Raw genomic sequence first — 21,656 nt, forward strand, 5'->3', positions numbered from 1 at the left:
AGCGCCCCGTCCCGGTCGGCGCGGCCCGTGACCGGAGGTGCATGCCGTGGTGGCCGGCGGGTAGCCTCCCCGGCATGAGCTGGAAGCGGTGGTCCGGGTGAGCGCGGAGCGGCCGGTGGCGGCGGCGGAGCATTCTCCGGACCGGGCCGGGCCCGACCGGGCGGTCCCCGGCCGGGGGACCCGCGACCGGACCGGGCCGGTCGCCGGGGCCGGGCGGCCCGACGGCGGGAGCGTGCGGCTCGCACTCACCCTCGGCGGTCTGGTGCTCGCACTGCTCGCCGGGTTCGGGCTCGGCCGCCTGGACACCGGCGCCGCCGGCTCGCCCGCCGGGCGCCCGCTGGCGGAAGCCGCCGCCGACCACACCCATCCGGCCGGTACGGCCCCGCACGAGCATCCGACCGGTGGTACCGCCCCGGCCGGTGGTGCCGACGTCGGCGGCCTGTCGCTGAGTTCGGCCGGATACACGCTGGTCCCGACGGGTACGGCCCTGCCGGTCGGGCGCCGCACCGACTTCCGGTTCCAGGTACGGGGCGCGGATCGCCGGCCGGTGACCGGTTTCGCCGTGGTGCACGACAAGCCGATGCACCTGATCGTGGCCCGGCGCGACCTCTCCGGTTACCAGCACCTGCACCCGACGATGGCCTCCGACGGCACCTGGAGCGTGCCGGTGCTGCTGCCCGCCGCGGGGATCTGGCGGGCGTACGCCGACTTCACCGCCCTGGACAGCGCCGGGGGGCAGCACCCGGTCACCCTCGGCGTCGACCTGGTGGCGGCCGGTTCGTACGCCCCGCGGGCGCTTCCACCGCCGGCCCGGGAGGCCACGGTCGACGGGTTCACCGTCACCTACGAGGGCACGCCGCAGGTGGGTGCCACCCAGCCGCTGCTGTTCCGGGTCTTCTCCGGTGGCAACCCGGTGACCGCGCTGGAGCCCTACCTCGGCGCGTACGGGCACCTGGTGGCGCTGCGCGAGGGCGACCTGGGCTACGTGCACGTCCATCCGGAGCCCGAGCTGGCCAACGGGGCGGTGAAGTTCTGGCTGGCCGCGCCGAGTGCCGGCCGGTACCGCCTCTATCTCGACTTCCAGGTGTCCGGAACGGTGCGGACCGCCGAGTTCACCCTGACGGTCCCCTGACCGCGACCGGCCGGCCGCGACGGTCACCGGCAGGGGAGGGGCCCCCGGCCCAGGAGGCTCAGCCGGCCTTCCGGGCCGGCCGGTGGGCCAGATAGCGCAACAGGTCTCGGATCAGTTTCTTCTCCTCGGCGGGGAAGCCGGGATCGGCGAGCCGGGACATGATGACCCGCAGGTCGCCGTCCACCGGTGCCTCCGCGCGTTCCCGCCGGGCCAGGCCGGTCTGCTCGCCGTCGGGCAGCCCGAGCGCCCGGAAGGCCGCGCCCACCGGCAGGTTCAACGCGGCGCAGAAGCCACGCACCTTGGCCAGTTCGGGATAGTCCTGCCAGTCACCGGCGAGCCAGCGGAAGACGGTGGACCGGCCGACGCCGGTGTGGGCGGCCAGATCGCTGACGGTCCAGCCACGCTCCTGCTTGGCGTCGTCGATGGCTCGTCGCACGAAGCGGGCGAACGCCGCCTGTGGCGAGTCCTGCGGGGGGCCGATGCTCAGCGGAATCCCTTTCGCCCAGACCACGGGTGGTCCCCTCAGGGTAGCTCCGGGAGGGTACGGACGAAGCTGACTGATCGACCCCATCGGGTCGGTACCCTCGGCCGGACATCCAGGCCGGTCGGTACGGCCGCTCCTCTGCTGTTCGGCCACTGTCGGCCCGGCGCTCCACGTTGCTGCGCGAGGGAAGTCGCGCCGCGTCGGGGACCGGCGGACCCAGCACAGTGCGCCCGCCACACCGTCCTAAGCGGAGTCGCGCTCCCGGTCAGGGTCGGTCGAGCAGCGTCTGCAGGCGCGGCGTGACCTGCCACTGGTCGACCAGCGCGCGGTAGTCCTCCCGCTGCCGTACGGTCGGCTCGGCGTCGGTGCGCCGGGCCCGCAGCAGCAGGTTGCGGGGGGTGTGCTGGGAGTCGACGAACTCCACCACCTCGACCCGGTAGCCGTGCAACCGCAGCAGGGCCGCCCGCAGCGAGTCGGTGAGCACGTCCGCGAAGCGTTCCCGCAGGATGCCCTGCCGGACCAGCGGCTCGTACGGCCCCGGGGCCGTACCGCCGCGCAGTTGGGCGGCGAGGTCGTGGTGGCAGCAGGGGGCGGCCAACACCCACCGGGCCTGCCAGGCGACCGCGCGGGCCAGCGCCTCGTCGGTCGCGGTGTCGCAGGCGTGCAGCGCCAGCACCAGGTCGGGTGCGGGTTCGACGGTGGCGTCCAGGATGGTGCCCGCCACGAACCGCACCCGGTCGGCGCAGCCCAGTTCGGCGGCCAGCGCGGTGTTGCGCCGCCGCTGGTCCTCCCGGACGTCCACGCCGACCAGTTCGACGTCGATGCCGCGTCCCTGGAGATAGCGGTACGCGGCGAAACTCAGGTAGGCGTTGCCGCAGCCGAGGTCGACCACCCGCAGTGGGCCGGTCAGCTCCTCGGGCAGGGTGGCGGCCAGCGCCCGGAGGAAGGCGTCCACCTGGCGCCGCTTCGCGGCGCTTCCGCCGACCGCGGCGAAGAGCGGATCGCCCGGGTCGAGCAGGTGCTCCTTGGGCCGGTCGTGGCTGCCGGGCGGGCCGGCCGGGCGGGGTGTGCTCGCCCGGTGCACCTGCGCCTCGCCCCGCTTGGTCACCCGCAGTTGCAGGGTGGCGGTCGCCGTCTCGACGTGCCAGTTGTTGAACGGCTCGGCCAGCAGCGCGTCCACCGCGGCGTGCGCTTCCGGGCCGGGAGTGACGTTGCGGGTGTACGGCCGGTCGCCGTCGTCGGTGACGATCTGGAGCCGGGAGCCGTTCTTGAGGGCGATTGGCCGCAGTTCGGCGCGTACCACGGTCGGAGCGTGACCGCGCCGTCGCCCGGCGGCGACGGCGCGGGTCAGCTCGGGGTCGAGCAGCAGCGTCCGCACTTCGGCGAGCGCCGCGTCAAGCTGCTGCGGCATGTTTCCATCCTGCGCCTGGCGGCGCGCCCGGCCGGAGCGTTGGCCGCCGGCCGGGGGTGCTCGATCGGTCAGTCGGTGGTCGACTCGGTGGCGGCGGCGTCACCGGCACCGGCGTTCCCGGCACCGGCGTTCCCGGCACCGGCGTTCCCGGCACCGGCGTTCCCGGAACCGCCCCGACGCCGACGCCGGCGACGCGGCCGGGTGCCGCCCTCGGCGGCCTCGGTCGCGACCGGTGCCGTGGTGGCGGCCGGGTCGGCGCTCTCGGCCGCCCGTCCCGTCGTCTCCTGCGTCGTCACCTCTGCGGTGGCGGCCTCGCCCACCCGGCGTCGACGGCGCTGCCGGGGCCGCGACTCCTCCGTCACGACGGGCTCGCTGGGAGTCTCCACCGGCTCGGTGGACCGGCCGCCGCCCCGCCGGTTGCGGGACGTGGACCGGCCGCCGCCGGAGCCGCCGAACCCGCCGCCGGAGCCGGAGCCGCCGCGACCCGGGCCGCGCCGTCCGGCGCCGCCGCTCGACCGGCCGCCGAGGTCCTCCTCGATCTCCGCCGAGAGCCCGGCGCGGGTGCGGTCCGCGGAGGGCAGGGTGCCGGCGACGTCGGTCGGGATGTCCAGGTCGGTGTAGAGGTGCGCCGAGGTGTGGTAGGTCTCCTGCGGTTCCGGCATGTCCAGCCCGAGGGTCTTGTCGATGATCCGCCACCGGGGCATGTCATCCCAGTCCACGAAGGTCACCGCGACACCGGTCGCGCCGGCCCGGCCGGTACGGCCGATGCGGTGCGTGTAGGTGTCCTGGTCCTCGGGGCAGTCGTAGTTGATGACGTGGGTGACGCCGGTGACGTCGAGCCCGCGGGCCGCCACGTCGGTGGCGACCAGGACGTCGATCTTGCCGGCCCGGAACGCCCGCAGCGCCCGCTCCCGCGCGCCCTGCCCGAGGTCACCGTGGACCGCCGCGACCGCGAAGCCACGGAAGTCGAGATCCTCGGCGACCCGGTCGGCGGCCCGCTTCGTACGGGTGAAGATCATGGTCAGTCCGCGTTCCCGGGCCTGCATGATCCGGGCGACGATCTCGACCTTGTTCATCGAGTGGGTGCGGTAGACCAGCTGCCGGGTCAGCGGCGACGGGCCGGTCTCGGCGGTGTGTCCGGCGTGGATGTTCACCGGCCGCCGCAGGAACCGGCGGGACAGCGCGACGATCGGCTCCGGCATGGTGGCAGAGAAGAGCATCGTCTGCCGGTCGTCCGGGAGCATCGCCAGGATCTTCTCGACGTCGTCCAGGAAGCCCAGGTCGAGCATCCGGTCGGCCTCGTCCAGGACGAGCGCGCGCACCCGGTCCAGCCGGAGCTGCTTCTGCTTGGCCAGGTCGAGCAGCCGGCCGGGCGTACCGACCAGGATCTCGACGCCCTTGCGCAGCGCGTCGACCTGCGGCTCGTACGCCACGCCGCCGTAGATCGGCAGCACCCGTACGCCCCGGGTCCGGCCCGCGGCGGCGAGGTCCTTCGCCACCTGGAGGCCCAGCTCCCGGGTCGGTACGACGACGAGCGCCTGGGGCAGCCCGTCGCTTCCCTCGCCCGGGGCGAGGAGCCGCTCCAGCAGCGGTACGCCGAAGCCGAGTGTCTTGCCGGTGCCCGTCGGCGCCTGGCCGATCAGGTCGGTGCCGCGCAGCGCGATCGGCACGGCGTATTCCTGGATGGCGAAGGCCCGGGTGATGCCCACCTCGGCCAACGCGGCGACGGTTTCCTCGCGCGCGCCCAGCTCCGCGAAGGTGGGAGCCTCGGGCCGCACCGGTGCGTCGGCGGCCAGCACCTGGCCGGCCGTGATGTCCTCGATGTGATCGCTCATGTGGTTGTAGGGGTGCCCTCTCGTGGTGCGCCCCGTTCGTCCATAGGGCGCGGTGTCGGTATTGGGCGCGGGCCACACGGTCGACGGCATGTGCCGGGGAAGTGACCGGGCCGCACGCGCGCCGCGGAGCAGATTTCGGGGATCGTCGCGATCTCCATGGAACTCTGCCGCCTGCGGCAACTGATCCATGCTACCTGAGCCGGTCTAATGTCGTCTCGGTACGCCCCGGCGGCGGGTGTCGGCGGGGTGCCCGGATGTGACATCGATTACGTGCCAGTCGGCGGGACGGCGCGAACCGGCCCGCCCGGGACGGTCCCGTCGGAATGCCCACCGGGGGCCTTATCCGGACGAGCGGGCGGTAACCTGCGGGCGTGCCCACCCCCGTGGAACCCACCGATCCCGTGTCCGTCCCGCCCGTCGCCGGCCCCGCTTCCGGCCCGGCGGACCCGGCCGCCCGGCCGAGCGCGCCGGTGCCCGCCGCCCGCGCGTCGGTCGTCGGAGTGGAGTCCGACCCCGCCGGCGGTACGGGTCGGGGCGCCGGGGTGGTCGACGCGCCGGCCGGCGCGGTCGTCGACCTGCTCGGCATGGTCGCGTACGGGGAACTGCTGGCCTTCGAGCGGATGGCCGCCGATGCCCGCCTCGCGCCCGACCTGTCCCGCCGGGCCGTACTGAGCGAGATGGCGGCGGTGGAGATCAAGAACTACCGGCGGCTCGCCGGCCGGCTGACCGAGCTCGGCGTCTCACCCGGCGACGCGATGTCCCCGTTCGTGCCGGCGCTGGGGTCGTACCACGACTCGACCGAGCCACGGGACTGGCTGGAGGCGCTCACCAAGGCGTACGTCGGCGACGGGATCGCCGACGACTTCTTCCGGGAGACGGCGGCGTTCCTCGGCGCGCCCGACCGGCAACTGGTGCTCGACGTCCTGCACGACTCGCAGTACGACGACTTCGCCGGGGAGGAGATCCGGCTCGCGATCGAGGCCGACCCGAAGGTCGCCAACCGGCTCTCCATCTGGGCCCGGCGGCTGGTCGGCGAGGGCCTGTCCCAGGCGAACCGGGTCGCCGGCGAACGGGTCGCGCTGACCACGCTGATCGTGACGGGCTTCGGCGACCAGGCCGGGGTGCAGACGCTGTTCAAGCGACTGACCGTGGCGCACACGGCGCGGATGTCGGCGGTCGGCCTGAACAACTGACCACCACCGCCGCCGGGATCAGCGGGCGCCGCCGCCGACCGCCCGGGTCAGCGGGCGACGAACCCGACGGCCCGGGGCGAGGCCTCGGCGATCTCGACGTACGCCACCTTGTCGACGGGCACGATGACCCGCCGGCCCTTCTCGTCGGTCAGCGACAGGGTGCTGCCGTTGCTGCCGAGCGCGTCGGTCACGATCTGCTCGATCTCGGCCGGCGTCTGCGCGCTCTCCACAACCAGCTCGCGCGGCGCGTACTGCACGCCGATCTTGACCTCCACGTGGCCTCCTCATTCGGGGCGAAAGATCCGCCGTCGGCAAGGCTATCCGATCGGTGCGGCCGACCGTCAGGCCGACTCGCCCTGTAGCGGGAAGCTGGCGATTCCCCGCCAGGACAGGGCGGTGAGCAGTGCCTCGGCCTCCACCTTAGGCACCTGGCGGCCACCGGCCAGCCAGAACTGCGCGGCCGTCTCCGCCGCGCCGACCAGACCGGAGGCGAGCAGCTCGGCGCGGGCCCGGCTCACACCGGTGTCCGAGATGATGGTGTCGGTGATCGCCGCGATGCAGCCCTGCTCCACCCGCTCCACCCGCTCCCGTACGGCGGGTTCGTTGCGGAGGTCGGACTCGAAGACGAGCCGGAACGCCTCGCTCTCGTGGTCCATGAAGTCGAAGTAGGCCCGGACCGCTCCGCTGACCCGTTCCTTGTTGTCGGTGGTCGCCGCCATCGCGGCACGCACCTTCGCCACGATCGCTTCGCAGTGGGTGTCCAGCAGCGCCAGGTAGAGCTCCAGCTTGCCGGGAAAGTGCTGGTAGAGCACGGGCTTGGAGACCCCGGCGCGCTCGGCGATGTCGTCCATCGCGGCCGAGTGGTAGCCCTGGGCCACGAACACCTCCTGCGCGGCCGCCAGCAGTTGCTTGCGCCGTGCCGAGCGCGGCAGACGAGTTGGCCGGCCGGTCGTCTGCGCGCCGTTCCCCACCTGGGTCATGGTCACCTCCGCTTCACCTCGCACGCCGCCGGCTCCACTCCAGCCCGGAGCGGGTACGTCACCCGGCGACGGAATTAGCCCGCCGCCGTAACTTATCGGCACTGCCACCACACGGTAGCCTCAGCGGGGGCGACCAAGGAGCGCACGGTGGACGAAACAGGGCAACCCGGAGCCCCCGTACCGGGGGAACAGGGTAACGGGGCAGGTCCGCACGGTGACCTGGCCCGCTCGGCCAATGGCTGGGCGGCCGACACGGGCTGGTCCGGCGCCGAACACGGCGCCGAGCCGAACGGTCGGCAGTGGCAGCAACCGGTCGAGCCGGCCGTGGCGCAGGGCTGGGGTGACCGGTCGGCGTCGTACGCGCCTCGCCCGCTTACGCTCTCGCCCGGCATTCCCGCACGTGAGCTGCGCCAACCGGTCAACGGAACGCATCTGACGGAGCCGTTCGACGGCGACCGGGGCCGCCCGGGCGGGCAACCGGGGCCGGGCGAGCCGGGCCACCCCTACCAGGGCGAGCAGCCGTCCTACCAGCCGGAGCAGGGCACGTACCACTCCGAGGCGGTCTCCTACCAGCCCGAGCAGATGCCGTACCAGCCCGAGCAGATGCCGTACCAGCCCGAGCAGATGCCGTATCAACCGCAGCAGGTGTCGTACCAGCAGCCCGAGCAGGTGTCGTACCAGCCGGAGCAGGTGTCGTACCAGGCGGAGCAGGCCAGCTACCAGTCCGAGCAGTTCGACCCGTCCGGTCGGCGGTCCCCCGGTGCGGAGCCGACGTCGGGCGCGGGCACGGGATACCCGGGCTTCTCGTCGGCGCACGCGACAGCCGAGCGGCCGGACGCCGCCGAGCCCGCTCGACACGCCTTCGAGGGGCCGGACCACGGCAACCCCGCCTCCCCGCACCATCCGCCGCGCTGGGGCGAGCCCATCCCGCACGGTCAACCGACGGCGGTCTCCGCTCCTCCGGCGCAGTCCGGTCCGCCCGCCCCCTCCTCGGGGCCACCGGCGACGGTCTCGGCTCCGCCGGCCGCCATCTCGGGCCCGCCGGCCGCCGTCTCCGGTCCGCCGGTCGACCATCTCGGTCAGCCCGACTTCGACACCACCCGCGGGTTCCGGTCACCCACCGGGTACGACCGGCCGGTCACCGAGCTGACCGCGCTGATGCCCGCCGTACCCCGGCAGCCCGATCGCGGCGCCGGAACTCTCGCCGGGACCGAGCAGAGCGCCCCGGCGGCCGGTGGCTGGCGCGGCGCGGACCGGGACGACCCGGCGACACCGCCGGCCGGACCCGCCGAGACGCCCGCGTCCGGGGCCTGGTCCTCCGGCTGGGCTCCGCCGTGGGCCAGCGGGCCGGACCGGGAGGGTTCCTGGGACCAGCCGCCGCCCCGCGACCGCGAGGCCTCCCAGCAGCAGGAGCTGCCGCAGCAGCGCGAGCTGCCGCCGGAGCGGGACGTCGCGCACGACCGGGAGGTGCCCCGGGACCACTGGACGGCGCCGAGCTGGGCGGACCAGCCGGCACAGCGGGCGCCCGAGCAGACCGGGGCGGCCGAGCCCGGCCACCGGGACGGCTACCCGGCGCAGCCGGCGGGCCATCCCGGCTACGCCCCGGTCCCGGGCGGACCGCCCGCACCGCAGGAGGCGACCGGGCAACCGCCGAACGAACCCCGGTCGTACGGCCGGGCCCAGTCGCTCCGCCCGGATCCGCCCGGCTACCTGCCGGCGCCGGGCGCCACCAACCTGCCGCCGGGCCCGGACGCCCCCGGGCACCCGTCCGGGTACGGCGCTCCCGGATCGCCGTCGACCCCGGAACGGTCCGGCTATCCGACCCCGCCGACCGGAATGTCCCCGCCCGAGATGCCGGGCTATCAGTCCGGCACCGGTGGTGCGGGATCACCGCAGCCCTCCCACCCTGGATATCCACCGCGCCGGGAGGCCCTCGCGCTGCCCACCGGGTCGAGCTACCCCGCACAGTCGTACCGGGAGGCGGCGCCGCCGGAGCCCGTCGCGGCGCACCGTCCGGCCGATCTCGCGGAGGCGCTGCCGCAGCGCGTCCCCGCCGAGCCCGACGTGCCCACCGTGCCGGAGCCGCCCGCCGTGGAACCCCACGCCGAGACGCCCGAGCTGGCCCGGATCGCGACCCACCTTCGCCGGGAGGACGGGACGTCGCAGTTACGTGAGCGGCCGGACGGGTTCGACGTCAACGCGATCCTCGCCGCGGTGCGGGGCGTGGCCGGGGTACGGGACGCCTCGCTGCGTACCACCCCGGCCGGGGCGCACAGCCTGCGCCTGGATCTCGCCGACGGGGCCGACCCGGCCGAGGTGAGCCGGCAGGTGGCCCGACTGCTCCAGGAGCGGATGGGACTGGCCGCCGCTCCGCAGAACCTCCCCGGTCCGCTGGGAGCCGAACGGGGCGCCGCGCCCGCACCGAGCGCGCCGGCCCGGCCGGATGCCCCGGCCACCCCGTACGCCCCGGTGGAGCCGTCGCCGGCCGAGCCCCGCCCCGAGGGGCCCGACGGGCGTACCGAGGCTCCGGCCGAGGCGCCGCACCGGCGTCGGCAGACCGCGACCCACCGGGGCCGGGCCGTGGTCGAGGAGTCGACCGGCGAGTTCGGCGGCAACGCCGCCACGGCCGGCACCTCCTACTCGGGCAGCCAGGTGACCACGACCGAAACGGCGCCGTCCCGGCCGCTCAACCCCGGTGCGCCGCCCGGGCCACGGGTGATCATCGACCACGTGCAGGTGAGCACCTTCGGCCTGGACGCCACCGTCGAGGTCCGGCTCGCCGCCGGTGAGCAGCCGGCGGCCGGGCTGGCCACCGGTCCGGCGGTCGACGGGTACGTGCTGCGACTCTGCGCGGTCGCGGCGGCGGCAGCGATCGACGAACTGCTCAGCGCGTCCACCCGGGTGACCGAACGGGGCCGCTGCTTCGTCGAGCACGCCGCGGTCGTACCGTTCGGCAGCTGCGAGGTGGCCACGGTGGTGGTCCTGCTGGTCTGCGACGGCTGGGTCGAACAGCTCGCCGGGTCGGCGCTGGTCGCCGGTGACCCCCGCCAGGCGGTCGTCCGGGCCACCCTGGCCGCGGTCAACCGCCGTCTGGAGGCGCTGCTCGCCTGAGGCCCGGCGACGTTTCGGCCCGCCCGCAGCTTTGCGGCCCGGCCGCGCCGCGACGGTGCGGGCGGGCGCCCCGCGGGCATGAGATCCGTCACCCCGGCCCTCGTGGCCGCCCTGGTCGGCGCCCGGAGCGGGCACGCGGGTGGCCCGTCCGCTGCACACTTGACTGATGAAACGTGCGCTGCTGGGGGCGGACGAACTGCTCTCCTGGGACGAGATACCACCACCCTGGCCCGGCCGGCGGGTCGAGCTGGACGGGTCCGTGATCCACGTGCGGGACACCCCCGCCACCACCCCGACCGCGGAGCCGGCGCTGTACGTGCACGGCCTGGGCGGCTCGGCGCAGAACTGGACCGACCTGGCGGGGCTGCTGGCCCACCGGCTCGACGGCCAGGCGATCGACCTGCCCGGGTTCGGGTTCAGCGATCCTGGGCGCAGCTACTCGATCCCCGCCCTCGCCGACCGGGTCATCCGCTATCTCGAAGCGTCCGGCCGGGGCCCGGTGCACCTGTTCGGAAACTCCCTCGGCGGGGCGATCACGGTACGCGTCGCCGGCCTCCGCCCCGACCTGGTCCGGACGCTCACGCTGATCTCCCCGGCGATGCCGTTCCTCGACCCCCGGCGCTCCCTGCAGGGTCGGATGGTGCCGCTGCTGGCGGTCCCCGGGGCGGAGCGGGTCGCCGCGCGCCTGCTGACCCAGCTCGCCCCCGAGGAGATGGCCCAGCAGGTCATGGAGGCGTGCGTCGCCGACATCAGCCGGATCTGCGACCAGCGGCGCCGTGAGGCGATCGACGAGATCCGGCTGCGCTACACCACCGAGCACTACGCCTCGGCGTACCTGCGTACCCTGCGTGGGCTGGTCTCCAGCTTCCTGCGGGCGTACCTGCCGGGGGCCGGCTCGCTCTGGCGGATCGCCGGCCGGATCACCGCGCCGACCCTGGTGGTCGGCGGCGGGCAGGACCGGCTGGTGGACACGCGGGTGCCGGCCCAGGTGGCCCGGGTCATCCCGGACAGCCGGCTGCTCACGCTGGACGGGGTCGGGCACGTGGCACAGCTGGAGGTGCCCCGCACCGTCGCCCGCGCCGCGCTCGCGCTGCTGGACGAGGCGGCCGCGGCGGGCGGCGCCGACCGGTCGGCGGGCCGGACCGGCGGTGCGACCCTGCGGCGCCGGGTCGATCAGCTGGTGGCCGGGCCGGCGCCGGCGGCCGGGTTCCGCCCGGTGCCATCCGAATGATGTTCTCGTTGCCGGGCAATGGAACCGGGGCCGTTGACGTATGAAGTAGACGTGCCCAGCAATCACCCCGGCCCCCCGTCCGCCAGCTCCGCGCCGTCGCCGGCCCGCTCCGGCCGGCGCCGGTCGAGGCCGGGCCGGCTGCTGGTGGTGCTCCTGCTGAGCGTCGCCGCGCTGGTCGCGGTGGTCGGGATCCTGGTACCGCGCGCCGGTCCGCCGGCCGCCGGCGAGGCGGAGGCGGCCGTCGAGTCGGCCGCCCCGGCCGCCTCCGCCGGGCTCGCGACCCCGACGCCCACCCCGACGCCCTCGGTCCCGCCGCCACCGGTCCCGCCGCCACCGGTGCTGCGGCTCGCCGGACCGGTCCCCTCGGCCGGACCCGGCACCTTCCGGTACGCCACCGGACGCGGGGACCTGCTCGGCCGCGGCGGAGAACTGCGGCGCTACCGGGTGGCGGTGGAGCGCGGTGCCGACGAGGACGTCCGGCAGTTCGCCGCGGCGGTGGACCGGGCGCTGGGCGCGGCGGGAAGCTGGATCGGCAGCGGCCGGCTGCGGCTCCAGCGGGTACCCGACGGCGGCGGGCACGACTTCACCGTCTACCTGGCCACCGCCGGCACCGCCCGGGAGATGTGCGCGGCGGCCGGGGTGGACATCCGGGTGGACGGCCGGCCGTACACGTCGTGCCGGGGCTTCGGGAAGGTCATCCTGAACCTGGACCGGTGGCGGCTCTCCGTGCCGCACTACGTCTCGGCGAAGGTGCCGCTGGACGTGTACCGCACGTACGTGGTCAACCACGAGGTCGGGCACGAGTTGGGGCACCGGCACGAGCGCTGCCCGGGGCGGGGCAAGCGGGCCCCGGTGATGATGCAGCAGACCCTCTTCCTGGACGGCTGCGTGGCCAACCCCTGGCCGTACGTGCGGGGTGAGCGCTACGCCGGTCCGGGGCTCTGAGCCGGCCGGCGCGGACGGGTTCCGGAGCGGCCGGGCGGATCCGGTGGGTCGGGGAAAAACATCGGCGTGGGCCGCTGTCGCTCACCCGGGACGGCGTGGCAGGCTGAATCCCGCCATGACGAACCCGGCGAATCCCCCCGACTTCCACCCCTCCGGTCCGGACGGCTCCGGCTCCGGGCGGTCCGGGCCCCGATCCGGGGGCCGGTTGGAACGGCAGCGCATCGCCGCCGCGCGGGTCCGCCAGCAGCGCCGGCGTACCGTCGCGCTCGCGCTCTTCGCGGCGACCGTCGGGCTCGTGCTGGTGGCCCTGGTGCAGAGCCGGCCCGGCGGCCCGGGGGCGGACCTGACCGTGGCCGCCGGACGCGACGGTACGGCGGCCGGCGCGAGCGCGGGGCGCAGCGGCCCGAGGACCGACCCGGGCGCCGAATACCCGACCACCGGTCCGGGCACCTTCGGGTACGCCGGTGGCGGCCCGGTGCTCGGCGCCGGTGGCAGCCTGCGCCGGTACCGGGTGGCGGTGGAGCAGGGGATGGGGCAGGACGTCGGCGCCTTCGCGGCGGCGGTGGACGCCATCCTCGGCGACCCGCGCGGCTGGACCGCCGGCAAGCGCCACCGGTTCCAGCGGGTGGCGAAGTCGACGAAGGCGGAGTTCACCGTCTTCCTGGCCACGCCGGGCACCTCGGAGAAGATGTGCGCGACGGGCGGGCTGCACACCGAGCGGTTCAACTCGTGCCGGCTGCCGGGCCAGGTGATCGTCAACGTCGGCCGGTGGCTGGCGGGGGTGCCGGACTACGGCGCGCCGCTGGAGGTCTACCAGGCGTACGCGGTGAACCACGAGGTGGGCCACGAACTCGGCCAGGGGCATCAGGGCTGCCCCCGGCCGGGCGCCCCGGCGCCGGTGATGCAGCAGCAGACGTACGGCCTGAAGGGGTGCGCGCCGAACGGCTGGCCGTACGTGGACGGCAAGTCGTACGCGGGTCCGCCGATTCCGTAGGGTCCGTCCGGTCTATTCCCGCTCCCGAACTTCGCCGCGGGTGTTCCACCTCATGGCCGATGACCGGGTCGGCGAGCGACAATGGCCGGACTGCACTGTCGATGCGCTCAGCCACGCCGCTGAGCGAGGATCGGAACCGGGGAGTCCACCGTGTCGTTGCCCCCGCTCGTCGAACCCGCCGCCGAGCTGACCGTTGACGAGATCCGCCGCTACTCGCGCCACCTGATCATCCCCGACGTCGGGGTCGAGGGGCAGAAGCGGCTGAAGAATGCCCGGGTGCTCTGTGTCGGGGCCGGCGGCCTCGGCTCGCCCGCCCTGATGTACCTGGCCGCCGCCGGGGTCGGCACCCTCGGCATCATCGACTTCGACACCGTCGACGAGTCGAACCTCCAGCGGCAGATCATCCACGGCCAGTCGGACGTCGGCCGGCCGAAGGCCGAGTCCGCCGCCGACACGGTGCGGGAGATCAACCCCCTGGTCGACGTGGTTATCCACAACACCGCGCTGGACCGGGACAACGTCAAGGAGATCTTCAGCCAGTACGACCTGATCGTCGACGGCACGGACAACTTCGCCACCCGCTACATGGTCAACGACGCGGCGGTGCTGCTCGGCAAGCCGTACGTCTGGGGGTCGATCTACCGCTTCGACGGCCAGGCGTCGGTCTTCTGGGCCGAGCACGGTCCGTGCTACCGCTGCCTCTACCCGGAGCCGCCGCCGCCCGGGATGGTCCCCTCGTGCGCCGAGGGCGGCGTGCTGGGCGTGCTCTGCGCGTCGATCGGCGCGATCCAGGTCACCGAGGCGATCAAGCTGCTGACCGGGATCGGCGAGCCGCTGGTCGGCCGGCTGACGGTCTACGACGCCCTGGAGATGTCGTACCGGAAGATCAAGGTCCGCAAGGATCCGGCCTGCGCGCTCTGCGGTGAGAACCCGACCGTCACCGAGCTGCTGGAGGACTACGAGGACTTCTGTGGCGCGGTCTCGCCGGAGGCGGAGGCGGCCACGCTGGACGCCACCATCACCGCCCGGGAGCTGAAGGAGTGGCAGGACGCCGGGAAGGACATCTTCCTGGTCGACGTCCGGGAGCCGGCGGAGTACGAGATCGTCCGGATCCCGGGCGCCACGCTGATCCCGAAGGGCGACATCCTCTCCGGGACGGCGCTGTCCCAGCTTCCGCAGGACCGGCAGGTCGTGCTGCACTGCAAGTCGGGCGTGCGTTCCGCCGAGGCGCTGGCCGCGGTGAAGGCGGCCGGTTTCCGGGACGCGGTGCACCTCCAGGGCGGGGTGCTCTCCTGGATCAAGCAGGTCGATCCCTCCCTGCCCGCCTACTGAGTCGATCCGAGCCACCGCAGCGGGGCAGCTCCCACCCGGGAGCTGCCCCGCTGCCGTTGGTCCGGGCCCCCGCGCCTCGGAACGCAGGGGTACACCTAGATGTAGTACTTCTGCTATCTTCCCTCCTAGGGATCGGACGAGGGGGCAGAGGTCTATGACGACGGAGCAGGCGGCGGAACGGACGGTCGGATCCGTCGGGCCGCCGGGGGAGCGGCCCGTGCTGGCGGTACGCGACCTGCGGATGCGCTACGGCACGACGGACGTGCTGACCGGGGTCAGCTTCACGGCACGCCCCGGCGAGGTGCTGGCGCTGCTCGGCCCGAACGGCGCCGGCAAGACGACGACGATCGAGATCCTGGAGGGGTTCCGGATGCGGTCGGCCGGCGAGGTGACGGTGCTCGGCGTCGACCCCGCGCACGGTGACGAGCAGTGGCGGGCCCGGGTCGGCGTCGTGCTCCAGTCCTGGCGAGACCATGCCAAGTGGAGGGTGCGCGAGCTGCTGCGCCACCTCGGCTCGTACTACGTTCCCTACTCGACCGACCGGATCCGCCGCCCCTGGGACGTCGACGAGCTGCTGGCCGCGGTCGGGCTCACCCCGCACGCCGGCAGTAAGGTCGGCCAGCTCTCCGGCGGGCAGCGCCGCCGGCTGGACGTCGCGATCGGCATCGTCGGCCGGCCCGAGCTGCTCTTCCTCGACGAGCCCACCGCCGGCTTCGACCCGGAGGCCCGCCGCGAGTTCCACGACCTGGTGCACCGGCTCTCCGACCTGGAGCACACCACGATCCTGCTCACCACGCACGACCTGGACGAGGCGGAGAAGCTGGCCGACCGGATCCTGATCCTGGCCGGCGGGACGATCATCGCCGACGGGTCGGCCGACCAACTGGCCCGCCGGATGCCGTCGGAGGCCGAGGTGCGGTGGAGCCGCGACGGCGAGCGCTTCGTGCACGCGAGCACCGACGCGACCCGTTTCGTCCGCGAGCTGTTCCAGCAGTACGGCGATTCCGTCGCGGACCTGGAGGTCCGGCGGGCCACCCTGGAGGACACCTACATGGCCCTGGTACGCGAGTTCGAGGCGGGCCGGCGGGACGCGGCGGTCCGCGAGTTCGAGGAGGTGGCCCGGTGAGTGCGAGGAGTGAGCCGGGTTTGCGAGCCCCGCAGTCACGAACGGAAGGTGGGACCCGGTGAACACCAATGTGCTTGCCCTGCGGGCCGGGGTGGTACGCGGCGGCATCGAGCTGCGGCAGACCCTCACCAACGCCCAGGACCTGTGGAACTACCTCTTCCCCAACGTGATCTTCCTGGTCGTCATGGTCTTCATGCGGGACGCCACCGTGCCCGGCACCACCTTCTCGCTCGGCGCCCGTACGCTGCCGAGCGTGCTCGGCGGGGGCCTCGCCTTCGGCGCGCTGGTGACCCTGATGATGACGCTCACCGTGGAGCGCGAGGACGGCACCCTGCTGCGGGCCAAGGCCGTCCCGCACGGCATGGTCGGCTACCTGGTCGGCAAGGTCGTGCAGGTCGCCGGGATGAGCCTGGTCAGCTCCGCGCTGCTGGTGATCCCGGGGCTGTTCCTGGTCGACGGCCTGACCGCCACCGGCGCCGGGTCCTGGCTGACCCTGGTCTGGGTGGTGCTGCTCGGCCTGGTCGCCTGCCTGCCGCTCGGCGCCGTACTCGGGTCGCTCTTCTCCAACCCGCGCAACGTCGGAATGATCACGCTGCCTATCATGGCCCTCGTCGGCACCTCCGGGATCTTCTATCCGATCACGACCTTCCCGGCCTGGGTGCAGGGGATCGCGCAGGCCTTCCCGATCTACTGGCTCGGCCTGGGGATGCGTTCGGCGCTGCTCCCCGACGAGCTGGCGGCGGTGGAGATCGGCGGCTCCTGGCGGCACCTGGAGACGTTCGCGGTGCTCGGCGCCTGGGGCGTGCTCGGCCTGGTCCTGGCGCCCCTGGTGCTGCGCCGGATGGCCCGGCGGGAGTCCGGTTCGAGCGTGGCCGCCCGCAAGGAGAAGGCGATGCAGAGGATCACCTGATGAGCGAGGCCATCTACAACCGCATCTCGATGTTGCGCGCGGAGCGGGGCATCTCGCGCCGGGACCTCGCCGACGCGCTCGGCGTCCACTACCAGACGGTCGGCTACCTGGAGCGGGGAGAGTACAACCCGAGCCTGCACCTGGCGCTGCGGATCGCCCGGTACTTCGAGGTGCCGGTGGAGGTGGTCTTCTCCACCGAGCCCTTCCCCCGGATCGGCAGCACCGAGCGCGTGGTGGCCTGAGACCGGGTCAGCCCCGCAGGTGGCCGTCGCCGGTGACCACGTACTTGGTCGAGGTCAGCTCGGGCAGCCCCATCGGCCCGCGGGCGTGCAGCTTCTGGGTGGAGATGCCGATCTCCGCGCCGAAGCCGAACTCGCCGCCGTCGGTGAACCGGGTCGAGGCGTTCACCATCACCGCCGCCGAGTCGACCCGGGCGACGAACTGCCGGATCGCCGACGCCGAGTCGCTGACGATCGCCTCGGTGTGCCCCGAGCCGTACCGGCGGATGTGCTCGACCGCGGCGTCGAGCGAGCCGACGACGGCGGCCGAGATGTCCGCGGACAGGTACTCGGTCCCGTGGTCCTCCTCGGTCGCCGGCACCACCTCGGGCGAGTACGCGGCCACCTCGGGCGAGCCGTGCACGGTGACCCCGGCGTCGTGCAGCGCCGCCAGCGCCCGGGGCAGGAACGCGTCGGCGATGTCGGCGTGCACCAGCAACGACTCGGCGGTGTTGCAGGTGGAGAGGCGCTGGGTCTTCGCGTTGAGCAGGATCGCGACCGCCTTGTCCAGGTCGGCGGCGGCGTCGACGTAGACGTGGCAGTTGCCGACCCCGGTCTCGATCACCGGCACTGTCGACTCCTCGACCACGGTACGGATCAGCGAGGCGCCGCCGCGCGGGATCAGCACGTCGACCAGGCCGCGGGCCCGCATCAGCTCCTTGACCGAGTCCCGGGAGGAGGCGTCCACCGCCTGGACCGCGTCGGCGGGGAGCCCGACCCCGGTCAGGGCGTCCCGGAGCACCGCCACCAGCGCCGCGTTGGACCGGGCGGCCGAGGAGGAGCCGCGCAGCAGCGCCGCGTTGCCGGACTTGAGGCAGATCCCGGCCGCGTCGACGGTCACGTTGGGGCGGCCCTCGTAGATGATCCCGACCACCCCGAACGGCACCCGGACCTGCCGCAGCTCCAGCCCGTTGGGCAGGGTCGCGCCGCGGACCACCTCGCCGACCGGGTCGGGAAGCGCGGCCATCTCGCGCAGCGCCCCGGCGATCACCGCCACCCGCGCCTCGTCGAGGGCGAGCCGGTCCAGGATCGCCTCGGTCAGCCCGGCCTCGCGGCCGGCCGCCAGGTCCGCCTCGTTCCCGGCCAGGATCTCCGGGGTACGGGCGACCAGCGCGTCCGCCATCGCGTGCAGCCCACGGTCCTTCTCGGCCCGGGTGGCCGTGGCGAGCGCGTTCGCCGCCGCGCGGGCCCGCCGGCCCAGTTCGGTGACACCCATCTCCAGCTCCTCACCAACTGTCGCTGTCCAAGCTGTTAGGAGGGGGCCCTTCCTATACAAAAAGCGATAAGAAGGGGCCCTTCCTTACAGCAGTACGAGGTCGTCGCGGTGCACGACCTCGCGTTCGTAGGCCGGGCCCAGGGCCGCGGCGAGTTCCCCGGTGGAGCGGCCCAGCAGGCCGGGCAGCTCCACCGCGTCATAGTTGACCAGTCCCCGGGCGACCGCCGCCCCGGCGTCGTCCACCAGGTCGACCGGATCGCCCGCCGTGAAGGCGCCGTCGACGGCGGTGATCCCGGCGGGCAGCAGCGACTTGCGGCGGGCCACCACGGCCTGCACCGCGCCCGGGTCGAGATGCAGCCGGCCCCGGGGCGAGGTGGCGTGGGCGAGCCAGAACAGCCGGGCCGCCGGACGCTGCCGTACCCGGTGGAAGAAGGTGCCGACCGGCTCCCCGGCGAGCGCCCCGGTGGCCAGCGGGGCGGCGGTGAGCACCACCGGGATGCCGAAGCCGGTGGCGATCCGGGCCGCCTCGACCTTGGTGACCATCCCGCCGGTGCCGACCCCGGCCCGGCCGGCCCGGCCGATCGCCACCTCGGCGAGGTCCTGCTCGTCGCGGACCTCCTCGATGCGTACCGTGTCGGGGCGGGCCGGGTCGCCGGTGTAGAGCGCGTCGACGTCGGAGAGGAGTACCAGCAGGTCGGCGTGGACGAGGGCGGCCACCAGCGCGGCCAGCCGGTCGTTGTCGCCGAACCGGATCTCGTCGGTGGCGACCGTGTCGTTCTCGTTGACGATCGGCACCGCACCCAGGTCGAGCAGCTTGCGCAGGGTCCGGTACGCGTTGCGGTAGTGCGCCCGCCGGGTCACGTCGTCGACGGTGAGCAGGACCTGCCCGACGGTGTGCCCGTGCCGGGCGAAGCCGGCCGAGTAGCGGCCGATCAGCAGCCCCTGTCCGACACTGGCGGCGGCCTGCTGGGTGGCCAGGTCGCGGGGGCGGGTGGAGAGCCCGAGCGGCGCCAGCCCGGCGGCGATCGCCCCGGAGGAGACCAGCACCAGCTCGCGGCCGTCCGTCGGGCCGCCCCGCCGACGGCCACCGCCGGCCGGTCGGGGATGCCCGCCGTCGGTCCCGCCGCCGGCCGGCCCACCGGCCAGCCAGCCGGCGAGTACGTCGGCGAGGGCGTCGACCCGCTCCGCGTCCAGCCCGCCGGCCGCGGTGGTCAGCGACGACGAGCCGACCTTCACGACGATCCGGCGTGCTGTGGTGACTGCTTCCCGCACCCGCCCATTCTGCGCGGGTCGGCGGGGTGGACGGCGCCGGGCTCCCATATCGTGGCGGTTCGTGACGCCGGAGGAGTACGTCGAAGCGGTGCTCGGGGTCGTTGAGCGGATCCCGCCGGGGCGCGTGATGTCGTACGGGGCGATCGCCGACTACCTGGCCGAGCGGTCCGGCCGCTCCTCCGCCCGGCTCGTCGGCTCGATCATGGCCCGGTACGGCGGCGGCGTGCCGTGGTACCGGGTGGTCAACTCCGTGGGGCGGCTGCCACCGGGCCACGAGGTGCGGGCACGGGCCCGGCTGGCCGCCGAGGGGACGCCGCTGCGTGGCGCCGGCGTGGACCTCGCGGCGGCGCAGTGGTGGCCGCCCGACTGAGCGGCGTACCGCCTCGCCGGGGACGGGCGAGTGCCGCCGACCGTCCCGGGCCGGGGCGCTGCGCTCAGCCGACGATCGATGCCGGCAGGGCGCTGTGCCGGACGATGCGTTCCTTGTCGGCGCCGCCGGGCACGGTGACGAGCAGGCAACCGCTGCGGGGCGCGACGGTGGCGGCGGAACCGAGCAGGTGGGCGCCCCGGACCAGCACCGCCGCGAGTTCGGTGTCGTAGAGGCGTACCCCCAGGATGTGGGTGCGGACGTGCCGGCCGGCCGCGAGCAGCGCGGCCCGCCAGGCGGCGGAGGCCAGGGCCCGGCGGCGGGCGTGCCGGGGCGTCGAGGCGCCGACGGCCGACGGGTCGAGGACGGCCGCCCGGCCCCGGTGCCATCCGGTGCCGAGCACCGCCGACGGTTGTCCGGGCTCCGTGGCGTGCAGCCGGTGCAGCTCGTAGCGGCGGCGGACACCGGCGGTGAGCCGTTCCGGCCGGGCCGGGGTGCCCAGCCGGTCCAGCAGTTCGCCGAGGCGGGCGGCGGCGGCCGCCGAGCTGAACTCCGCGACCAGCGTGGACGGCTGCCGCACATTGTCCAGCCGGGTGCACCGGATGAGGCACGCCGCCTCGAACGCGTCCGGTAGCGAGGCCCGATCCAACAGGGCGGTGCCGCCGGGCGCCCGTGGTGGGGGCCGGTCGAGGTCGTACATCCCGGTGCTCCAGATCATCCTGCCGCCCCCCGCAGCCGCGACAAATACCTGAACCAACGGTGGCCGCTACATCGCCGGCGCGGTAGACATCGGTTGCAGGATTGAGCAAAACTTGCGTTCGACGTTGATCTTCGTCGGGGGTGGTGGGGTGGGTGGGGCCGGACCGTCGGGGCGGGCGTGCCCCCGCTCGCCCGGGCGGCGGCTGGTCGTGGCGGTCGCCGTGCTCTCCTCGGCGCTCTCCTCGGCCTGTACGTCGCCGCCCGCCGAGCCGACCAGGTTACGGATCGCCACCGGCAGCGCCACCGCGGTCTACTACGCCTTCGGCCAGTCCCTGGCCACCATCCTCAACCGCGAACTGTCGGACGTCACGGCCAGCGTGGTGGTGACCGCCGCCTCCGAGGAGAACGTGTCGCTGGTCTCCGGCGGCCAGGCCGAGCTGGGTTTCACCCAGGCCGACATCCTGCCCGCCCGGCTGCCGGACGGCGCCGGGTTGCGGGCGGTGGCCCGGGTCTACGACGACCTGCTGCACCTGGTCACCCTGGCGACGAGCCCGATTCGCCGGCTGGAGGACCTGCGGGGCAGGCGGGTCGCGATCGGAGCACCCGGCTCGGGTACGGCGGTGACCGCCGGCCGGCTGCTCGCGGTGGCCGGGGTGGCGGACCAGCTGGCCGAGACGGCGCGGCTCGGCGTCGACGACTCGGTGGCGGCGCTGCGGACCGGCGAGATCGACGCGTTCTTCTTCTCCGGCGGGTTGCCGGTCAAGGCGGTCGCGGACTTCGCCGCCGAGACCCCGGCCCACTTCGTCGACCTGGGCGAGTGGGTGGAGCCGCTGCGCCGCAGCTACCGCGAGGTCTACGTCGGGCGGGACATCCCCACCTCGGCGTACGGCACGGAGCCGGTGACCACGGTGGCGGTACCGAACTACCTGGTGGTTGACGCCGCCCTGCCCGAACAGCTGGTCTACGAGCTGACCCGGCTGCTGATGCAGCGGCGCGAGGAACTCGCCGGCGCCCACCCCGCGGCCGCCCGGCTGAACACGCAGTCGGCCATCACCACCACCCCGCTGGCGCTGCATCCCGGGGCGGCCCGCTACTACCGGACCCACAAGCCGTGACGTCGGCGGTTAGGCGGGGGCCCTT

At 74.4% G+C, this 21,656-nt stretch carries 20 protein-coding genes; 12 read left to right on the top strand and 8 right to left on the bottom strand.

Features of this window, described 5'->3' with window-relative positions:
* Positions 1 to 97 precede the first annotated feature (97 nt).
* The gene (locus ACQEUR_RS02665) at positions 98 to 1,132 is read left to right on the top strand and encodes a hypothetical protein (RefSeq protein ID WP_433024643.1); all 1,035 of its coding nucleotides are present in this window, start codon (positions 98 to 100) and stop codon (positions 1,130 to 1,132) included.
* A 58-nt stretch (positions 1,133 to 1,190) separates the two neighbouring features.
* Here the strand turns inward: ACQEUR_RS02665 and ACQEUR_RS02670 are convergent, their stop codons facing one another.
* The 3 genes from ACQEUR_RS02670 to ACQEUR_RS02680 form a co-directional block, all read right to left on the bottom strand.
* Positions 1,191 to 1,613 (bottom strand): helix-turn-helix domain-containing protein, encoded by a 423-nt coding sequence (locus ACQEUR_RS02670; protein WP_433025903.1) that lies wholly within the window; start codon positions 1,611 to 1,613, stop codon positions 1,191 to 1,193.
* A gap of 268 nt (positions 1,614 to 1,881) precedes the next feature.
* Positions 1,882 to 3,027 (bottom strand): class I SAM-dependent methyltransferase, encoded by a 1,146-nt coding sequence (locus ACQEUR_RS02675; RefSeq protein ID WP_433024645.1) that lies wholly within the window; start codon positions 3,025 to 3,027, stop codon positions 1,882 to 1,884.
* A 68-nt stretch (positions 3,028 to 3,095) separates the two neighbouring features.
* Positions 3,096 to 4,862 (bottom strand): DEAD/DEAH box helicase, encoded by a 1,767-nt coding sequence (locus ACQEUR_RS02680; protein ID WP_433024647.1) that lies wholly within the window; start codon positions 4,860 to 4,862, stop codon positions 3,096 to 3,098.
* 371 nt (positions 4,863 to 5,233) lie between these two features.
* On the opposite strand from ACQEUR_RS02680, the gene ACQEUR_RS02685 reads away from it, so the two are divergent.
* A complete protein-coding gene (locus ACQEUR_RS02685) occupies positions 5,234 to 6,055 on the top strand; it encodes a ferritin-like fold-containing protein (RefSeq protein ID WP_433024649.1) in 822 nt (273 codons plus the stop codon).
* Between the two features lie 47 nt (positions 6,056 to 6,102).
* On the opposite strand, the gene ACQEUR_RS02690 is transcribed toward ACQEUR_RS02685, so the two are convergent.
* Together ACQEUR_RS02690 and ACQEUR_RS02695 are read right to left on the bottom strand one after the other, a co-directional pair.
* Complete coding sequence (locus tag ACQEUR_RS02690) at positions 6,103 to 6,330, bottom strand: DUF3107 domain-containing protein (protein WP_433024651.1); 228 nt, start codon at positions 6,328 to 6,330, stop codon at positions 6,103 to 6,105.
* 66 nt (positions 6,331 to 6,396) lie between these two features.
* On the bottom strand, positions 6,397 to 7,035 hold the full coding sequence (locus ACQEUR_RS02695; RefSeq protein WP_433024653.1) for a TetR/AcrR family transcriptional regulator: 639 nt from the start codon (positions 7,033 to 7,035) through the stop codon (positions 6,397 to 6,399).
* 147 nt (positions 7,036 to 7,182) lie between these two features.
* Between ACQEUR_RS02695 and ACQEUR_RS02700 the strand changes: the two genes are divergently transcribed.
* From ACQEUR_RS02700 to ACQEUR_RS02735, 8 genes are all read left to right on the top strand, one after another.
* The gene (locus ACQEUR_RS02700; RefSeq protein ID WP_433024655.1) at positions 7,183 to 10,146 is read left to right on the top strand and encodes a hypothetical protein; all 2,964 of its coding nucleotides are present in this window, start codon (positions 7,183 to 7,185) and stop codon (positions 10,144 to 10,146) included.
* Between the two features lie 166 nt (positions 10,147 to 10,312).
* Complete coding sequence (locus tag ACQEUR_RS02705; protein ID WP_433024657.1) at positions 10,313 to 11,377, top strand: alpha/beta fold hydrolase; 1,065 nt, start codon at positions 10,313 to 10,315, stop codon at positions 11,375 to 11,377.
* Positions 11,378 to 11,428: 51 nt separating this feature from the next.
* The gene (locus ACQEUR_RS02710) at positions 11,429 to 12,322 is read left to right on the top strand and encodes a DUF3152 domain-containing protein (RefSeq protein WP_433024659.1); all 894 of its coding nucleotides are present in this window, start codon (positions 11,429 to 11,431) and stop codon (positions 12,320 to 12,322) included.
* Between the two features lie 115 nt (positions 12,323 to 12,437).
* On the top strand, positions 12,438 to 13,316 hold the full coding sequence (locus tag ACQEUR_RS02715; RefSeq protein ID WP_433024661.1) for a DUF3152 domain-containing protein: 879 nt from the start codon (positions 12,438 to 12,440) through the stop codon (positions 13,314 to 13,316).
* Positions 13,317 to 13,466: 150 nt separating this feature from the next.
* Positions 13,467 to 14,648: an adenylyltransferase/sulfurtransferase MoeZ gene (gene moeZ / locus ACQEUR_RS02720; RefSeq protein WP_433024663.1), complete on the top strand. Its 1,182-nt coding sequence runs from the start codon at positions 13,467 to 13,469 to the stop codon at positions 14,646 to 14,648.
* Between the two features lie 241 nt (positions 14,649 to 14,889).
* Positions 14,890 to 15,774 (top strand): ABC transporter ATP-binding protein, encoded by an 885-nt coding sequence (locus ACQEUR_RS02725; RefSeq protein ID WP_433025906.1) that lies wholly within the window; start codon positions 14,890 to 14,892, stop codon positions 15,772 to 15,774.
* Between the two features lie 58 nt (positions 15,775 to 15,832).
* Positions 15,833 to 16,684 (top strand): ABC transporter permease, encoded by an 852-nt coding sequence (locus ACQEUR_RS02730; RefSeq protein ID WP_433024665.1) that lies wholly within the window; start codon positions 15,833 to 15,835, stop codon positions 16,682 to 16,684.
* Positions 16,684 to 16,926, top strand: coding sequence for a helix-turn-helix transcriptional regulator (locus ACQEUR_RS02735; RefSeq protein ID WP_433024667.1), 243 nt, complete (start codon positions 16,684 to 16,686; stop codon positions 16,924 to 16,926). The genes ACQEUR_RS02730 and ACQEUR_RS02735 overlap by 1 nt, the downstream gene beginning before the upstream one ends.
* 7 nt (positions 16,927 to 16,933) lie before the next feature.
* Here the strand turns inward: ACQEUR_RS02735 and ACQEUR_RS02740 are convergent, their stop codons facing one another.
* Together ACQEUR_RS02740 and proB are read right to left on the bottom strand one after the other, a co-directional pair.
* Positions 16,934 to 18,178, bottom strand: coding sequence for a glutamate-5-semialdehyde dehydrogenase (locus tag ACQEUR_RS02740; RefSeq protein WP_433024668.1), 1,245 nt, complete (start codon positions 18,176 to 18,178; stop codon positions 16,934 to 16,936).
* A gap of 84 nt (positions 18,179 to 18,262) precedes the next feature.
* Positions 18,263 to 19,498, bottom strand: a complete 1,236-nt coding sequence (gene proB, locus ACQEUR_RS02745; protein ID WP_433024670.1) for a glutamate 5-kinase — start codon at positions 19,496 to 19,498, stop codon at positions 18,263 to 18,265.
* 13 nt (positions 19,499 to 19,511) lie between these two features.
* On the opposite strand from proB, the gene ACQEUR_RS02750 reads away from it, so the two are divergent.
* The gene (locus tag ACQEUR_RS02750; RefSeq protein WP_433024672.1) at positions 19,512 to 19,820 is read left to right on the top strand and encodes an MGMT family protein; all 309 of its coding nucleotides are present in this window, start codon (positions 19,512 to 19,514) and stop codon (positions 19,818 to 19,820) included.
* 64 nt (positions 19,821 to 19,884) lie between these two features.
* Here ACQEUR_RS02750 and ACQEUR_RS02755 read toward each other — a convergent pair whose 3' ends face one another.
* Positions 19,885 to 20,535, bottom strand: coding sequence for a hypothetical protein (locus ACQEUR_RS02755; protein ID WP_433024674.1), 651 nt, complete (start codon positions 20,533 to 20,535; stop codon positions 19,885 to 19,887).
* Positions 20,536 to 20,665: 130 nt separating this feature from the next.
* Between ACQEUR_RS02755 and ACQEUR_RS02760 the strand changes: the two genes are divergently transcribed.
* Entirely contained in the window at positions 20,666 to 21,631 is a 966-nt protein-coding gene (locus tag ACQEUR_RS02760) for a TAXI family TRAP transporter solute-binding subunit (protein ID WP_433025909.1), read from the top strand.
* The last annotated feature ends 25 nt before the right edge of the window (positions 21,632 to 21,656 follow it).

Source organism: Plantactinospora sp. CA-290183, assembly GCF_050936375.1.
Taxonomy (GTDB): domain Bacteria; phylum Actinomycetota; class Actinomycetes; order Mycobacteriales; family Micromonosporaceae; genus Plantactinospora.

Excerpts from the sequence above, each read along its gene's own strand:
- ACQEUR_RS02715 (WP_433024661.1), top strand. The coding sequence starts at position 12,438 with ATGACGAACCCGGCGAATCCCCCCGACTTCCACCCCTCCGGTCCGGAC.
- ACQEUR_RS02705 (WP_433024657.1), top strand. The coding sequence starts at position 10,313 with ATGAAACGTGCGCTGCTGGGGGCGGACGAACTGCTCTCCTGGGACGAG.
- ACQEUR_RS02675 (WP_433024645.1), bottom strand. The coding sequence starts at position 3,027 with ATGCCGCAGCAGCTTGACGCGGCGCTCGCCGAAGTGCGGACGCTGCTG.
- ACQEUR_RS02680 (WP_433024647.1), bottom strand. The coding sequence starts at position 4,862 with ATGAGCGATCACATCGAGGACATCACGGCCGGCCAGGTGCTGGCCGCC.
- ACQEUR_RS02735 (WP_433024667.1), top strand. The coding sequence starts at position 16,684 with ATGAGCGAGGCCATCTACAACCGCATCTCGATGTTGCGCGCGGAGCGG.
- ACQEUR_RS02695 (WP_433024653.1), bottom strand. The coding sequence starts at position 7,035 with ATGACCCAGGTGGGGAACGGCGCGCAGACGACCGGCCGGCCAACTCGT.
- ACQEUR_RS02755 (WP_433024674.1), bottom strand. The coding sequence starts at position 20,535 with ATGATCTGGAGCACCGGGATGTACGACCTCGACCGGCCCCCACCACGG.
- ACQEUR_RS02725 (WP_433025906.1), top strand. The coding sequence starts at position 14,890 with ATGCGCTACGGCACGACGGACGTGCTGACCGGGGTCAGCTTCACGGCA.
- proB (WP_433024670.1), bottom strand. The coding sequence starts at position 19,498 with ATGGGAGCCCGGCGCCGTCCACCCCGCCGACCCGCGCAGAATGGGCGG.
- ACQEUR_RS02740 (WP_433024668.1), bottom strand. The coding sequence starts at position 18,178 with ATGGGTGTCACCGAACTGGGCCGGCGGGCCCGCGCGGCGGCGAACGCG.